The sequence below is a fragment of the Vibrio phycocola genome, assembly GCF_054404255.1.
The window spans coordinates 649,253-664,974 of sequence record NZ_JBTAMQ010000001.1 but is presented as its reverse complement, the minus strand read 5'-3'; the positions used below and the strand labels follow the sequence as shown (position 1 = coordinate 664,974).

Below are 15,722 nucleotides of genomic sequence, written 5' to 3'. Positions count from 1 at the left end.
AATTACTTCTCTAAAACCCGTTTTCTATATATCCATTCGCCCGAAATAAAACTACCAATAAGAACATAACTAATCCCGCCATTGTACAGAGCCCATATTTCAAAACTTAATTGAGTCGTGATAAGAGCAATGCACCCATTTACTGCGAAAAAAACCACCCATAGTTTAGTCAGGTTTCGTGTATATATAAGACCCGCCTCATCCAAAGTCGTCGTTATTTGTGCCACTTTTGTAATTATGGGCTGTCCATAAAACAGTGAAAGAAAAAACGTAATCAACAGGGAGATATTTATTCCGACAGGATAATAAAGCGTCCCTCTAACATCTTCACTAATCAACGTAAACGCTAAAACCAATATCCCGATGATTGGAGGCAAAATTTCATTTGCACGTGTCGATTTCTTGTAAACCTGAATGGTAAGTTTTACACACAATAAAGATATCATCATCCAAGCAACGCCAATCACGTTGCCTGAAGTGACTCCCCAATAAATGAGTACCGGATAGCAAACTGTAACGATGACTATCAGTATTGTGAGAAGTCGGACCAAAAATTATGCTTCCGATTTATCGATGAGTTTCATTACGACATTAACGATATCATCCACTGTTCGAACAGATTTAAACTCTTCTGGCTTAATCTTAATATCAGTCTGTCTTTGCAAATGAACGATTAAATCAACAGCATCAATACTATCAAGATCCAAATCATCAACGATATGAGCATCTCGCGTAATGCTGTTAGGTTCTAATTCAAATAACTCAACCATTGCGTCTTTAATCAATTCGAATACTTTTAACTCTTCCATGCTCGATTACTCCACTATTGATGCTTGTTGTTCGATCAATTCACATAGTGAGGCTACCGAACGGAAGTATTCTCGAGCTTTGGTATCATCAGCGTTGATGACCACGCCAAATTCCTGCTTTATTGCAAGTCCAAGTTCCAATGCATCAATTGAATCTAAATTTAATCCGTCGTCATCGCCAAATAAAGGTTCGTTTGAATCAATATCATCGAGGGACAAATCTTCAAGGTTTAGCGTTGTTATAATAAGTTGTTTAATTTTGTTTTCTAGAGATTCCAACTGTGAATTCCTCAATATTTAATGACTCGTGAATACTGCTCGGTTCTAGTGCCGCTTCAAAGTAACGAGTAAGACGCCTCGCTGCGATTGGGGTTGACCTAGAACTCTCAATTAGTGTCGTTACCGACTCCACGTCCATAACTTGAACTTTTACTTCTGGTTGTTCGGAAGGCACATTGTACCAAGATATTCCTTTATAAAGAATTGCTGGATGAGTATGAATTAGAATACGTTGAATATCTGCTTCACATCTAACCGCTAATTGCGCCGCACCACGCTGACACCGAATCTGCTCGCCGGGAACGGTCCTAGTGCCTTCAGGAAAAACAAGCAACTTCCGTCCAGAGGATAATTTCTCATGACAAATATCTAAAATATCAGGGGATTCATTGGGAATATAACCCGCCATTTGAATTACATGGCGCATAAACGGGTTTTCCCACAATGATGACTTAACAATGCAATCACATTGACGCAGTTGCGAAATGATAATCACAACATCAATTAATGTTGGGTGATTTGCAACAACGAGCGCACCTTGCTTTGGGTTTAGGCGATGTTTGTCGAATATTTCGACCGACACGATTCGAAGCGAAGACAACATCAAAACAAACAGTTCAAAGCAACATGAAATCATAAACTGACATATATCTTGTCTTTTTAATTTATCGCGATAACAGATAAATATTAGCGGAAAGACCAAGTACGACAACATCAGCCCACCAATGCCGAACATTAAAAATGAAAATCCAAACCCTATTTGTCTAAGACGCTTTGCGATCACTGTCAGTTCGTGTCCATATTAAATTTAGTGACGTTGATGTTAATTGAAACTCATTCGATGTGGATAATCGGTTAATCATATTAAAAATGTTAGCTCTATTATCACATTCAGTGGAAGATACTCTCGTATTTTCAGTGTCCACATCAACAATATACTGATTTCCTACTCTTAATTTAATTGCTAATGATAGCTCACAATCATCACTAATATAGGGAGCTATCTCGTCAGGGACACATTCATCAGCATAAATGACACATACTTCATCTGTAGGATTAATTTTGAGATGTGTTATCGCTTCGACTAATGCCATTACAAATGTATTTTGTTCTGCTGAAATTGTTGTAAATGGGATATTTTTCTTATTGGAGATTGTTAACAAACCGGGAGCGGTACTGTGAACCGACTGAGCAAATTGAGTTGGAGATAATTCCTGCCTTGAAGCGATTGAATGTAAAAGCTTATAAGTTCGGCTCAATTCGCCGTGTCGCGTTGCAAACACCATGAAATTAGTATTACTAGACACAATAAAATCTGAAAACGAAAGGACTTTCTTTGTTAGTGTACTGCTGCGGCGAAGAATCGACTTAGGTACGTTTGGAGACGAATTACATAAAGAAATATTCTCACTAAGCGAATCAAACGAATCGAGATTTCCACTAACGCATATTTTAATATCTATTTTCATTATTTACGTAGTACATGCTGTTTTACAAACAATTGAGTGAATCCTATAACACTATATTTAATATGGCAAAGTAAAAGTATAGCTCATTCTATAGAGTCTAATTTTCACGATACCATAGCGATATCCGGATAATTCTCATTGCTTTTTATATGAATAATTAAAACCTATATTTTGAGGCTTGCACTTCATTATAAATTTAAATAGGCTAGCAACACTTTGATTAACTGAATAATAATTCGATGAAATTTTATAGCACCGACACCCTATCTGCCGTTGAAGCAAAAGAAGAAGCTCAAAGGCTCGCTTTTGCTCCGATCGCATTCCAAGCTTCCAAATCACTGCGAGACTTAGGTATCTTGAATATTTTATCTAAGTTCAAATCACAAGGTGCAACGGTTGATGAGTTATCTGAACAACTGACAATCAGTCGCTATGGGGTTGCTGTGTTATTGGACATGGGGCTATCGGTCAAGTTAGTCACCAAAAATCAGGATCGTTATATCATTACTAAGCTTGGGCATTTTGTGAATCATGATGAGATGACCAAGGTAAACATGAACTTTGTGTCTGACGTGTGTTATCAAGGAATGGCGCAGCTTACTGAGTCCATATTAGAAAACCGCCCTGCTGGCCTCGAAGCGTTAGGTGAATGGTCGACCATCTATGAAGGCTTATCGAGCTTAAGCGATCAGGAGAAACGCAGTTGGTTTGATTTTGACCACTATTATTCTGACCGAAGCTTTCCTACGATTTTGAATACCGTTTTTAGTGGTAACGGACAAACCATTTGTGACATCGGCGCAAATACTGGGAAATGGACGCTTAAATGCTGCGAATTCAATCCTAACGTTACTGTTACCATGGTTGATTTACCACAGCAAATTGCCGTCGCACGGAAAAATGTAGAGCAACATGGCTTTTCTGAGCGTGTCACCGCTCATCCTTGCAATTTACTCAACATCGATACCACTCTACCCAAAAATAAAGATATTTATTGGATGAGCCAGTTTCTTGATTGCTTCAGCCAACCCGAAATTGTCAGTATTTTAAGTCGGGTTGTTGAAGCAATGAATCAAGAATCTGACGTCTATATTATGGAGCTGTTTCCAGACCGACAAGAATTTGAATCCGCTAGCTACTCCCTAAATGGCACAAGTCTTTATTTTACCGCTCTAGCCAATGGTAATAGTCGCTTTTACATGAGTGACGACTTTTTACCACTCATCGAAAAAGCAGGACTACAAATCATTTCAGTCACCGATAACATTGGCCTAGGCCATTCGTTAATTCATTGTCGTAAACAATAACTAACGCGTGAGATCAACCGATGAGACTGTCTACCCCGAAGATACTACTATTGACACTGACGGGTATGTCGTCTGCTTATAGCTACGCATCAGAATTAATGCTCGGTGGCGGTCTCGGGCCTCAATTCGGCACCAATGATTGGAATAAAACACTTTATCTCGATGCAATACTGTACGATCACATTCGAAGTGAGAGACAAATTTTAAGCTTAGGTTCCAGTATTACTTACATGGGCACTGATAGTCAGGAGGGTGAAGAGTCGTTAGTCGCGTTTTCTATTTTTCCAGAGCTCAAGCTATTTAAAACGCTTGCGGGAAAAGAAGCCTTCTTTCATGTTCGAGCATTAGGACCGAGCTACTTAAGTACAAAACAATTCGGCGAACGAAAACAAGCTTCTCATTTTGCTTTTCAGGCTCAGGTGGGTGGCGGAGTTTATCTTGACTCGCAGCGAAAATATCAGGTTCGTTTTCAATATCGCCACTTTAGCAACGCCAATCTAAAGCAACCGAATGATGGTATCGATGTGCCGTTTACGCTTGCATTTGGTTTTAAGTTTTAGTTAAACACCCTTTTCAAATGATGAATTTTGCCTAGCGCATACTGAGATTAGGTGCTCTTCACCATACTTCATCACTTCAAACAGAGTATTGCCCTTGTCATCAATCATAAATCTCTTATTTCCATTTGATTGATTTTCATAGAAATTTATACTCTTCAATGGAACTGAGATGCCAATCCCTAACGCTTTGAGATACGCTTCTTTTAATGTCCAAAGTTCATAAAAATACGCTTTTCGAGCATGAAGTTTTTTGATGTTTAAACGGTTATTTTCATCATTGGAGAAATATTGCGATGCTATACTTTCAAAGTCAGTCGTACGGGTAATATTCTCAACATCGATCCCGACGTCTAAGCGATCACTAACCGCGCATACAAGCAAACCTTTTGTATGGCTGAGATTAAAATGTGGGGTGCGCTCAGGAGTGGATAGATAAGGTTTTCCATTACTCTCTTTGCTAAAGACCAGTTGTCCTCCCGAAAGTGAGCAATAACGAGACAGTACGTGACGCACAAATACCCGCGTGAAGAGATATTCACGACGTTTTTGTTCTCGTTTGATAGCCTCGAACTTTCGTTGCTCATCGGCAGAAAGGAGGTGAAAAAATTGGCTTTTAAATAACCTGAAGTCTAATATTTCGTCGGGGCTGAATAACCAAACATCAACGCCTTCGATATTCGTTAAACACCACTGTTTAATCGCGTTCATGGTACTGTTTGTCTAATGAAGTAGATAAGAATTGTTAAACTTCACTATATCATAGATATATAAAGCAGTGATTCACTTACCGATTTACTTACCCATACTAGACACAAACTGAGTACGATACAGCCAGAGTATGAACGGCGCTGATACAAACGAATCACTAACACCGTTCAACCCCACAATCATCTTATCAACGAAAACGCTTCCATATATAGTAGGCTCCCACTACAGCAGCAACTAGCATAAAGCCTCCATATACTTCTTCTGGATGAGAATGAGCACCATGACCCGTATGAGCCAATGCGAATTCTGGCAAAGTAATAAGTAATGCTAATAGTCGTTTTTTCATCGTAAGTGATTTCCTTTATTGTTTAAATCAAAGTGTTGGTTTACACAGTGAGACGGCGAGTTGTCCTAAGGCTAATCCGCCATCGCCACATGAATAATATTGATGTTGTAGAATTTGGATATGATTCTTCAGTCGTTGAGTAAGCAGTTTTGTAAGCAATGCATTATGAAAAACACCACCGGTTAATACCACGTGATTAACTTTATGCTCTTGTTGGGCTTCGAGCACTAGTGTCGCAAATGCATCAGCAAGAGCGTGGTGAAACAGAAAAGCTTTTTGTGCTGTTGTTGCTTCGACTAACAACCAGTTCGTCCAAAATGTCGACAAATCCAAATGATGATCGTTGATCGGAATTGCAAATTCATCGTCACACAACGTTTGCTCTTGAAGTGCCAGCGCTTCTAGCTGACAAGCGGCCTGCCCTTCATATTCAATCTCATCAAAACAAATACCTAGTGATGCGGAGACAGCATCAAATAAACGTCCAGTTGATGACACCATATGTGTATTAATTTGGTTATGCATTGCTCGTTCAAGCAGGTCTAGTGGTTTGTTAGGAAAAAGACTCTTCAATTGGTTAAAACTAGTCCGGGGCGAAAAGGCTTTTAGGTGAGCAAAATATGAACGCCAAGGTTGCTTAGCCGCGTTATCACCACCAACCAAAGCGATCGGTGGCAGCCCACCTAATCGTTTGCAGCTGCTATAGTCTGCGATAAATAACTCGCCGCCCCACCATTCTCCGTTTTCCCCCATCCCTAGGCCATCTAGTGCAAGAGCAATTACTTTTCCTTGATTTGGTCGCCACTGGTTTTCTATCAGACAACTCGCAATATGTGCGTGGTGGTGCTGAACCTGAATAACGTTAGAGTCTGAAGCCTTAGCTTGAGCCAGTTGGTGAGTGAAATATCCAGGATGCTGATCAATAACATGGGCTTTAATACGTAATTGATACAGCGAGAGGTAGTCGGCGATGGTCTTTTTGTACTGTTGCTGGGTTTCAATATTGGCGAGGTCACCTAAATACTGACTCACGACGATTTGACGCCCCTTGCCAACCGCGAACGCACTCTTAAGGTCACCACCATAGGCAAGATATCCATCGGCATCTGGGAAGCCGTGAGGAAGGTTAATCACGTCTGGAACCAAGCCACGTGAGCGACGTAATACTTCGACTGTTGAGTCAGGTTTTACTCGAACGACCGAATCATCGCAACGCTGAATGATATCGCGGTCATGCAGCACAAAATAATCAACAAACGGTGATAAGTCTCTTAACGCATCCTGATTATCGATCGCCGGAGGAAGCCCACTTCCATTTGCCGACGTCATCACCAAAGGTCTATTGAAATGATGAGCTAACAGATGCTGTATTGGGTTTGACGGCAACATTAAGCCAATTTCGGCTAGATTTGGGGCGATGTTTTGCGCTAAATCTGTGTTGGTTTTCTTGCTAACCAAGACGATCGGTGCGACCGGACTTGCCAGCATCTCAAGTTCATGACTGCTACAATTTGCCAACTTTGTAATAGCGCTAATCTTAGACACCATCACCGCAAAGGGTTTTGCTGGTCGATGCTTGCGTTGACGTAATAGTTGAACCGCATTTGAGTTGGTCGCATCACAACAAAGATGAAAACCGCCTACCGATTTGAGCGCAATAATCTGACCGTTGGTTAATGCCTCGATAGCAATATCCAACCAATTAATATCAAGCAACTCCTTTTTGGAATTATAAACCGCAACTTGTGGTCCACATTGATGACACGCTATCGGCTGAGCGTGGTAACGTCGGTCAGTTGGGTTGGTGTATTCCGTCGAGCAATCTGAGCACAGTGGAAACTTCGACATCACAGTGTTTGCTCTATCGTAAGGGAATGCCTTCACGATGGTAAAACGAGGACCACAATGAGTGCAATTTATTAACGGATAGTAACTACGACGATCTTGATGTTTGAGCAGTTCCTCGACACACGCGGGACAAGTCGCCGCATCCGGTACAATCTGCGTATCCATAACTGTAGAATGGGATGTTGAAATAACAAAGCGACAGGGTAACGTCGGCCAATCAAACGAACTTGATGTTAGGGACTCGATTCGCGCAAGAGGCGGCAGCTTAGAGATCAATGCCCTTTCGAATTCGCGCCATTTTATTGAAGACGAGGTCGTTGAATACTGCGAATTCGATAACCGAATGAGAACCCCTTCTCCATCATTGATAACGTCGCCATGTAAATTCATCGCGTTAGCAAGCTGCCATACGTAGGGACGAAACCCGACGCCTTGCACTTTACCTTTAACTCGAATCGCAATGCCGTTACTCATAAAATCAACTCAACAAATCCGAGGCATTGGCTCTGTTGACGGAAGATCAATCCACCGGCTGCCACCAAATAAATTGCGCATGGTTATCTGCTTTGAGTCGTTCACTTCGCCAATAATTGCGGCCTGTTGACCTCCAGAAAGTGCTCGTAATTTAGCTAACGCATGGTCGGCATCGCGCTCTGAAACAATCACGATAAGCTTTCCTTCATTAGCAAAATTAATCGCTTCCAACCCAAGGAGTTCACATATTCCACGAACTTCGGTACTAATAGGTAACGCTGATTCATCGAGCTCAAAGCCACAACCTGAGCTTGATGCAAACTCATGTAATACCGCATTTACACCACCACGAGTTGCATCTCGTAAACAACGAATGCCAGATATAGGAAGAAGTGCTTCAACCAATGGATACAGGTTCTGGCAATCACTTTGCAACAAACCATCTAGACCTAAATTTTCTCTAAGATTTAAAATAGTGGCGCCATGGTCACCAATACAACCCGATACAATAATGCGATCGCCAGATTGAATATTGGATGTTCCCCAATCAATCTCATTAGGAATAACCCCAAGCCCGCTAGTATTAATAAACAGTTTATCCGCAGCGCCTTTCGGAACGACTTTTGTGTCACCGGTTACGATCTTTATTCCAGCGTCTTTAGCTGCCTCAGCCATAGAACAAACAATGGCTTCAAGCTCTGATATCAGTAGTCCTTCTTCAAGGATAAATGCACTCGACATATACACGGGTTTCGCGCCACTCATCGCAACATCATTCGCAGTTCCATAAATGGCGAGTTTACCGATATCACCACCGGGAAAAACCAATGGGTCAACAACAAATGAGTCGGTGGAAAAAGCTAACTGCCCACCCGAGCTCACCAATTCAGGCAACGAAAGCCGCGCTTGATCTTCTTGCTGGCAAAGAGTCGGGTTAGAAAAATGGCGCATAAACACATCATCAATCAATTTCTGCATAGCTTTACCACCGCTACCATGAGCAAGTGTGATTCTATCCATTTGTAACCTCTTTGGTACTTGTCTGGTTCATAGTCGATTGGCGGTGATAATGGTAATAGGCAGCGCACGCCCCTTCGGAGGAAACCATCAGTGCTCCGATCGCTTTTTCTGGTACGCATTCTCGACCAAATAACGAACAACCTGTCGGTTTGCATCGTCCAGACAATACATCACCACAGCGACTTCCTTGTGGATCACTGCTGCATTTTGATTTTGGTTTAAAGAACAATTCAGCATCAAACTGTTGATACTCAGTGGTAAGTTCAATACCGGAATTTTCAATAAAGCCAAGTCCACGCCATTCACTCCGCGCTTTAACCTGATAAACCTCTTCCATCGCCTTAAGTGCGTTACTGTTTCCACCATTTTTAACGACTCTGCCGTACTGATTTTCGATACAACAACGCTTATCGCGGAATTGTTTAATTAACATTAACAGGGCTTGGAGCATATCGAGCGGTTCGAATCCGGTAACAACACACGGCTTTGAAAATTCATCAACTAGTGGTTGATAAGGTTTGGTGCCAATGATCATAGAAAGGTGACCTGGTAACAAAAAGCCATCAATACGCACATCATCTTGGGTCAGTAGAGCATTCAATGTCGGCATGATTGTAATATGTTGGCAGAACAGTTTAAAATTTTGAATCCCACGTTGTTTAGCTTGACGTAGTGTCATCGCTGTCGCTGGCATCGTAGTCTCAAACCCTAACCCAAAGAACACCACCTGTTTATCGAGGTGCTTTTCAGCTAGCTGCAATGCATCCAAAGGCGAATACACCATGCGAATGTCACAGCCACGAGCACGGGCATCAAACAGCGAGCCATTCGAACCCGGCACACGCATCGCGTCGCCAAACGTACATAGAATTGTATTGGGTTGTTCGGCAATCGCGATACATTGATCAAGTCTAGATTTAGGTAACACACATACCGGGCAACCGGGACCGTGAACAAATTCAATACTGCTCGGGAGCAACTGAAGGATGCCATACTTAAACAAGGTATGAGTGTGTCCGCCACAAACCTCCATAATTTGTAACGGTTTCTTCGCATCTGGAATATCCGCAACAGCTTGTTCAATCTGCTTAATTATGGCTTTGGCGAGCTTTGGATCTCGGTACTCATCAACATATTCCATTAGCCGTTCTCACTCTGTTGACGTTGACTAAAATCATCGAGTTCGTGATCCAAGGCGCTCATTGCTTCCAACGCTTCTAACGTCTCTTTAGCTTGAGCTTCATCGATAACACACATCGCAAAACCAACATGAACGAGTACCCAGTGATTGATTAAATTTTCTGGTAAATCTTCAACCACACAAGCAAGGTTTACCTCACGTTTAATCCCACTCACTTCGACATGACCAAGCATTTCAACCGGATCGGTGATCTCAATAATTTTTCCGGGAATTCCTAAGCACATGACTTAACGCTCTCCTAACCAGTCAAGCCACACTTGCATACCTTCTCCGCTACTTGCCGAGACCAGCAATATTTCCAGATCTGGGTTGACTCGTTTTGCATTGGCCGTACAAGCATCAAGATCAAAATTCAGATATGGAATCAAGTCGATTTTATTGATTAACATTAAGTCTGCATCAGCGAATATATCTGGATATTTTAATGGTTTGTCTTCTCCTTCTGTGACAGAAAGAATCGCCACTTTATGACTCTCACCAAGATCAAACGCGGCAGGACAAACTAAGTTGCCGACATTTTCAATAAACAGAGTTGTATCTTGCTCTGGTAATAGCCGCGCAATCGCGTCGGCGACCATCTGCGCATCAAGGTGACACCCTTTACCGGTATTAATTTGGATCGCTTGAGCACCGGTTTCACGAATTCGGTCAGCATCATTGGTGGTTTGTTGATCGCCTTCTATCACGATACACTGATCGGTGTCGAGCCGCTTTAAGGTTTCAGTTAACAGCGTGGTTTTACCTGAGCCCGGGCTCGAAACTAAATTGAGAGCCTTAATGTTTCGAGACTGTAAAAATGCTCGATTCCTTTCCGCTATTGCATCGTTTTTTGCCAGTATGTCTTGTTCAATCTGAACCATACGACTTTGAGTCATACCAGGTGCGTGCGAGTGCGCCGCTCCCTCTCCATAATGAAGATCTTCGCCGCTCAATTCGGGCTCAAACCGCTCTTCTTCGTGGTGTTCGTGGTCTACATGATCACAGTGTGAATGTGCTTCTGGATGGTGATGTGCATGAGAACGATGATGTCCGTGTGGCGCAACAGAGTTCGGTGCCGATGGATAATGATGAACATGAACCTGATTATAATAGTAATGGTGATGAATCACTTGATTGATGCCACCCGCTTGATTGTGTGAATGATCATGTTGATGCTCTTCCGCATGGTGGTGCGAATGGTGTTCGCCGTGATGATGGTCGTGATCATGACTATGTGAATGGTCGTGCCTATCGATGTTTTCAATTCTCGTATTTCCAGCTCCACAGCCACAAGTTGTACACACTAGTGCACCTCCAATTCTTTAATTCTCATTTCATCACCGCTTTCACACTTCAAACTCACACCGCTACAAAGAGGGCATAAATCTAATCGACTGGTTACACTCACTTGAGTCGAGCAATCAAAGCACCAAGCTTGTGCTGCTAATTCTGTGATAATTAAGCTGGCATCTTCAGCCAGCGTATTACGGCTAACAACATCGAAACAAAAATGCATTGCGTCGACTTCGACACCAGCAAACGCTCCAACTTCAATAAAGACCTTAGTCACACGATTAAATTGCTGAGCAAGGGCTTGGTCTTCAATCAATTGGATGATGCTTTCGCAAAGTGACATTTCATGCATAGTGATGCTCGCTCATAGGTTGAGTCCCGATAAAATAATTAGCTCTGAATTTTTTTATTTCCGAATAGAAACGTCACGTTGAAGTCAACACAAGGGTCGACTGCCCAAATTAGTTGTTTCACCATGTTAAGTTGATTCTCCGAAATAGTCTGGCCAAGTAGCGATTTTGCCATTAGCCCATTTCGGCCAAAATGTCGGTCAGTTGGTGCATTTATGTCATAGCTTTCAATCACTCCATTTTGGTCTAGCGATACGGTATGTATTAACTCACCGCGCGACGATTGAGCGTGTCCCTGAACAATCGGTGATGCAATCTGTGGGTTTACACAGGCTTGCGCCAATTCGATCAATTTCGCCAATACGCGGGTAACAACACTTGGCCCCCAGAGTGTCAATGATTGTTCCACAAGCGGATGGCGTGGGTGTGCTCTATTCAATGGGCCACTTTCAAGTAGAGGATCCCAATGCTCAAATGACCCCAACCGCACGCTTCCTAAATCTAGCATTGACGACCATAAGGTCGCATAAGGTGCGTTGGTTTTCACCCAGCGCATGAGCTCAGACCAAGAAAGGGTTAAGAACTCTCTCGGCATTACGCCAAACATAGCTGTCATTGAACCTTTAATCGCCTCCCAATCGATGTCACTTGACGTTGGTAATGGTGAGCTTAATGACAAATTCGGCTGTTGCTGTAATTGCTTAAGCAACGGTTGGGTAATCGCGATACTCTCGCTTTTAGCGTAATCGTCGCCAAATAATGCACGCATCATCATCCATAGTTGCCAACTGTGCTCCTTGACCCATTCCAAGCTACAACGTTCGACCAAGATCGATTGTTGATTTGGCTCGAGCGCAATATTTTTTGCTCCGGCCAACGCGCTATAAGCCGCTGCCTGTTGTGCTTGTGAACACAAAGAAAACAATACAGGAATCTTTTGTAATGCTTGTTCGGGTGTCAATCCAACAAGTAGTTTACCGAGATTTTGAGGTCGGCTATTTTGTATAGTTAACCGCTCAACCAGTCTTAGTTCAGATAAGCCCTTAGCGATTAAATGCAGCTCAATCTCTATCTTACCTGTAGAGGCAATAGCACTGTTTGGCATTTCGGGTTTGGTTAACTCGTCCACGTCACTTCGCCTCGACTATAACGCTGGCGTTGGATTGACCAACTTAGTAAACAACTGACGCCGTGACTTATCATCCACAGTATCAAGCGGAAGCGCGACAATCAGGCGGCGAATATCGATCGCCAGCTGCTTAGCTGCCGAATGAGTGGTTAAGTGTTTTACCGGAGAGCACAACGAGCACGACAAGTATTGCCCCAACTCTTCATGATAACTGGCGAAAAAAGTATATTGGTTTTCACCCAGCGTCAGCCCCATTTTGTCGCCGACATTAAGTGACTGCGACCATTCTCGACCAGGCCCAGGAAATAGCAGCAAGTCCATACACCATGGGGTTAACAGCACTCCAAGCCAATTCTCTTCGTGCAGAGCAAAGCCAATACATTCGACCGATAAGTTCGTATTAACAAAAGGAAGAGCTTTCATTTCAGTGTGATAAATATTGTTGAATACCTGGGTCACTACCACACTAGGGTTTTCAATAGAGTTCATTGGCACGTTCAATATCTCCCTCTTCAATGGCAGTAATTAAAGCAATCGCATTGAGAGCTTCATCTTGTTCCATTTTTTCTACGGCAAATCCACCAACTTGAATGATCAAGTAATCTCCGACTTCGACAACTTCTTCAAGCATCATCAGGTTAACGGTTTGCTGCTCTTCCCGCGTTTCCACTACTGCTGCCACACCATCATGTGACAATGTAACTACTTTTGCTGGATACCCTATACACATGTGGTGCTCGTTTTCGTTCTTGGGTAAACGCCTATTTCAGTGAGGTAATCGAGTACGCACTTTTTCATCGTTGGCATAGAGTTAATCACTGTTTGGGTCATGTCCAAGCCGGGTTCAACCGACTCCGGTACCACCCCAACAAGATAGATGTGGTTTGGAGATTCATCAGTGAGTTTTAATGAGCCGAGTAAATCGGAAAGTCCGAGCTGATGTGGTGACACTTTATTGTTAAACAGTGCTGGAACATCGTCATCTTTTAAAACAACAACCGTGCCGGGATCGGCTCCGGTTAACACCGCATCAATAATAATAACGTGGTCACGACTGGCAATGTAATCAAGCAACTCCATTCCCGCGGTGCCGCCATCGACGACTTCAACACCACTCGGAAAATCAAAGGTATCTTCAAGCTGTTCAACAATATGGACACCTACAGATTCATCACTTAGTAATATATTACCCACCCCTAACACTAAGATATTTGGTTTGCAGTCTTTCATTCTATACCACTTTAATTTCCATAATGCCCTTCCCGCGCGTATCAACAATATGCACTGCACATGACATACAAGGATCAAATGAGTGGATAGTGCGTATCACCTCTAGCGGCCTGTCAGGATCTGCAACGGGCGTCCCGATTAGTGAATGCTCGTAAGGCCCAAGTTGTCCATCGTTATTACGCGGGCCGGAATTCCAAGTTGAAGGGACAACCGCCTGATAGTTTTCAATTTTGCCATCTTCAATCACAATCCAATGGGACAACAGACCACGAGGTGCTTCTAGGAAGCCAACGCCCTTAATCGTACCTTCTGGGAATTCTGGTTTGATATAGGTCTCGGTATCACCAGTAGCGATATTGTCGATCAGAGCTTTCCATTCTTGGTGTAATACGTCTTTCAATACTCCGCAGCGAACCGCGCGCGCAGCATGGCGACCTAATGTAGAATGCAACTGACTTAGCTCTGGTTTTACACCAGTGAGTTTTTCATACGCACCAAGAACATCATTCAAATGGGTAATCGTCATTTCATCTTTCGCAACAACCGCACAGAACACTTGCGCTAAAGGACCAACCTGCACCGGCTTACCGTAGAAAGTTGGAGCTTTCACCCAAGAGTATTTACCGTCATCTTCGAAACCGGTGTAATCCGGGTTGGTTTTACCTTCCCAAGGGTGAAATGGCCCATCTTCTTTGTACCAAGCGTGTTTGCTACCTTCGGCGATGCCATCGATTAAATACTGATCTTGATGGCTATCGATGGATTTGAATGTAGACAAATCAGCATTTTCGAAATAACCGCCTGGCATTCTAAACCCAGTCCCCTCTGCATTGGTTGGGATCTCTGGCATAGCTAAATAGTTCGTTACCCCTTTGCCAATCGATAACCATTCAGGGTAATTCGCCGCGACGATAGCCACATCGACCTTATAAACTTGCTCAATAAACTCATCAAGTTGGTCGATAAATGACTTAATCAGCATCAAACGTTCCATATTAAGAACGCTTTCGGAGTCTAAATTGATTGGGTTTGCTACTCCGCCCACGGCCAGATTCTGAATGTGGGGCGTTTTCCCACCTAAGACGGCAACAATACGGTTAGCATTGCGCTGATGTTCTAAAGCTTGTAAGTAGTGCGCGACAGCGATTAAGTTAACTTCAGGGGAAAGCTTCATCTCTTTATGTCCCCAGTAGCCATTAGCAAAAATACCAAGTTGACCGCTATCGACTAGCCCCTGTAGCTTCGCCTTCACCTTGGTAAATTCTTGTACTGAATTTAACGACCAAGTAGAAAGTGGTTCCATAATTTCAGCACACTGTTTCGGATCAGCAGAAAGTGCAGAAACGACATCGACCCAGTCTAGAGCAGAGAGTTGATAAAAATGAACCACGTGATCATGAATACTATGCGCCGCAGAAATGATGTTGCGAATATGATGTGCGTTAACGGGAATTTTGAGCTCGAGTGCACTTTCAACGGCTCGAACTGAAGCCAGAGCGTGTACAGTAGTACAAACTCCGCATATGCGTTGCGTAATCATCCATGCATCGACAGGATCACGTCCTTTTAAGATCTCTTCCATGCCACGCCACATCGTGCCCGAAGACCAAGCATTGGTCACAACACCGTTGTCGATTTCACAGTCAATACGCAAATGGCCTTCAATACGAGTAATTGGATCAATAGTAATTCGTTGACTCATGAATAGTTCCTTTAAAAT

20 protein-coding genes are annotated in these 15,722 nt (G+C 42.9%); 2 read left to right on the top strand and 18 right to left on the bottom strand.

Features of this window, described 5'->3' with window-relative positions; translation table 11 throughout:
* Positions 1-2 precede the first annotated feature (2 nt).
* From ACXJY6_RS03240 to ACXJY6_RS03220, 5 genes are all read right to left on the bottom strand, one after another.
* Entirely contained in the window at positions 3-467 is a 465-nt protein-coding gene (locus ACXJY6_RS03240; RefSeq protein WP_456050480.1) for a COG4648 family protein, read from the bottom strand.
* 87 nt (positions 468-554) lie between these two features.
* Complete coding sequence (locus tag ACXJY6_RS03235; protein ID WP_456050481.1) at positions 555-809, bottom strand: acyl carrier protein; 255 nt, start codon at positions 807-809, stop codon at positions 555-557.
* Between the two features lie 6 nt (positions 810-815).
* A complete protein-coding gene (locus ACXJY6_RS03230; RefSeq protein WP_458767362.1) occupies positions 816-1,088 on the bottom strand; it encodes a phosphopantetheine-binding protein in 273 nt (90 codons plus the stop codon).
* Positions 1,063-1,872 carry a lysophospholipid acyltransferase family protein gene (locus ACXJY6_RS03225; RefSeq protein WP_458767361.1) on the bottom strand — a complete coding sequence of 270 codons (810 nt, stop codon included), beginning with the start codon at positions 1,870-1,872 and terminating at the stop codon, positions 1,063-1,065. Before ACXJY6_RS03225 ends, ACXJY6_RS03230 begins: the two co-directional genes overlap by 26 nt.
* Positions 1,853-2,557: a beta-ketoacyl synthase chain length factor gene (locus ACXJY6_RS03220; protein ID WP_458767360.1), complete on the bottom strand. Its 705-nt coding sequence runs from the start codon at positions 2,555-2,557 to the stop codon at positions 1,853-1,855. Before ACXJY6_RS03220 ends, ACXJY6_RS03225 begins: the two co-directional genes overlap by 20 nt.
* Before the next feature lie 239 nt (positions 2,558-2,796).
* On the opposite strand from ACXJY6_RS03220, the gene ACXJY6_RS03215 reads away from it, so the two are divergent.
* Both ACXJY6_RS03215 and ACXJY6_RS03210 read left to right on the top strand, forming a co-directional pair.
* Positions 2,797-3,864 carry a methyltransferase gene (locus ACXJY6_RS03215; RefSeq protein WP_458767358.1) on the top strand — a complete coding sequence of 356 codons (1,068 nt, stop codon included), beginning with the start codon at positions 2,797-2,799 and terminating at the stop codon, positions 3,862-3,864.
* A gap of 20 nt (positions 3,865-3,884) precedes the next feature.
* Positions 3,885-4,424 carry an acyloxyacyl hydrolase gene (locus ACXJY6_RS03210; RefSeq protein WP_456050486.1) on the top strand — a complete coding sequence of 180 codons (540 nt, stop codon included), beginning with the start codon at positions 3,885-3,887 and terminating at the stop codon, positions 4,422-4,424.
* Here ACXJY6_RS03210 and ACXJY6_RS03205 read toward each other — a convergent pair whose 3' ends face one another.
* From ACXJY6_RS03205 to hybC, 13 genes are all read right to left on the bottom strand, one after another.
* Entirely contained in the window at positions 4,425-5,132 is a 708-nt protein-coding gene (locus ACXJY6_RS03205) for a 4'-phosphopantetheinyl transferase family protein (RefSeq protein ID WP_458767356.1), read from the bottom strand.
* A gap of 187 nt (positions 5,133-5,319) precedes the next feature.
* A complete protein-coding gene (locus tag ACXJY6_RS03200) occupies positions 5,320-5,478 on the bottom strand; it encodes a hypothetical protein (protein WP_458767355.1) in 159 nt (52 codons plus the stop codon).
* A 27-nt stretch (positions 5,479-5,505) separates the two neighbouring features.
* On the bottom strand, positions 5,506-7,800 hold the full coding sequence (gene hypF, locus ACXJY6_RS03195) for a carbamoyltransferase HypF (RefSeq protein ID WP_458767354.1): 2,295 nt from the start codon (positions 7,798-7,800) through the stop codon (positions 5,506-5,508).
* Between the two features lie 9 nt (positions 7,801-7,809).
* Positions 7,810-8,820 (bottom strand): hydrogenase expression/formation protein HypE, encoded by a 1,011-nt coding sequence (gene hypE, locus ACXJY6_RS03190; protein ID WP_458767353.1) that lies wholly within the window; start codon positions 8,818-8,820, stop codon positions 7,810-7,812.
* Positions 8,813-9,961 (bottom strand): hydrogenase formation protein HypD, encoded by a 1,149-nt coding sequence (hypD, locus tag ACXJY6_RS03185; protein ID WP_458767352.1) that lies wholly within the window; start codon positions 9,959-9,961, stop codon positions 8,813-8,815. The genes hypE and hypD overlap by 8 nt, the downstream gene beginning before the upstream one ends.
* The gene (gene hypC, locus ACXJY6_RS03180; protein WP_456050492.1) at positions 9,961-10,245 is read right to left on the bottom strand and encodes a HypC/HybG/HupF family hydrogenase formation chaperone; all 285 of its coding nucleotides are present in this window, start codon (positions 10,243-10,245) and stop codon (positions 9,961-9,963) included. The genes hypD and hypC overlap by 1 nt, the downstream gene beginning before the upstream one ends.
* 3 nt (positions 10,246-10,248) lie before the next feature.
* Entirely contained in the window at positions 10,249-11,304 is a 1,056-nt protein-coding gene (gene hypB, locus ACXJY6_RS03175) for a hydrogenase nickel incorporation protein HypB (RefSeq protein ID WP_458767351.1), read from the bottom strand.
* Positions 11,304-11,645, bottom strand: coding sequence for a hydrogenase maturation nickel metallochaperone HypA (hypA, locus tag ACXJY6_RS03170; protein ID WP_456050494.1), 342 nt, complete (start codon positions 11,643-11,645; stop codon positions 11,304-11,306). Before hypA ends, hypB begins: the two co-directional genes overlap by 1 nt.
* 38 nt (positions 11,646-11,683) lie before the next feature.
* Positions 11,684-12,772 carry a hypothetical protein gene (locus tag ACXJY6_RS03165; protein ID WP_458767350.1) on the bottom strand — a complete coding sequence of 363 codons (1,089 nt, stop codon included), beginning with the start codon at positions 12,770-12,772 and terminating at the stop codon, positions 11,684-11,686.
* A 15-nt stretch (positions 12,773-12,787) separates the two neighbouring features.
* Positions 12,788-13,261: a [NiFe]-hydrogenase assembly chaperone HybE gene (gene hybE / locus ACXJY6_RS03160; protein WP_458767426.1), complete on the bottom strand. Its 474-nt coding sequence runs from the start codon at positions 13,259-13,261 to the stop codon at positions 12,788-12,790.
* Entirely contained in the window at positions 13,248-13,502 is a 255-nt protein-coding gene (locus ACXJY6_RS03155) for a HypC/HybG/HupF family hydrogenase formation chaperone (RefSeq protein WP_458767348.1), read from the bottom strand. Before ACXJY6_RS03155 ends, hybE begins: the two co-directional genes overlap by 14 nt.
* Complete coding sequence (locus ACXJY6_RS03150) at positions 13,493-14,002, bottom strand: HyaD/HybD family hydrogenase maturation endopeptidase (RefSeq protein WP_456050497.1); 510 nt, start codon at positions 14,000-14,002, stop codon at positions 13,493-13,495. The genes ACXJY6_RS03155 and ACXJY6_RS03150 overlap by 10 nt, the downstream gene beginning before the upstream one ends.
* Before the next feature lies 1 nt (position 14,003).
* Positions 14,004-15,704 carry a hydrogenase 2 large subunit gene (hybC, locus tag ACXJY6_RS03145; RefSeq protein ID WP_458767347.1) on the bottom strand — a complete coding sequence of 567 codons (1,701 nt, stop codon included), beginning with the start codon at positions 15,702-15,704 and terminating at the stop codon, positions 14,004-14,006.
* Positions 15,705-15,722 lie beyond the last annotated feature (18 nt).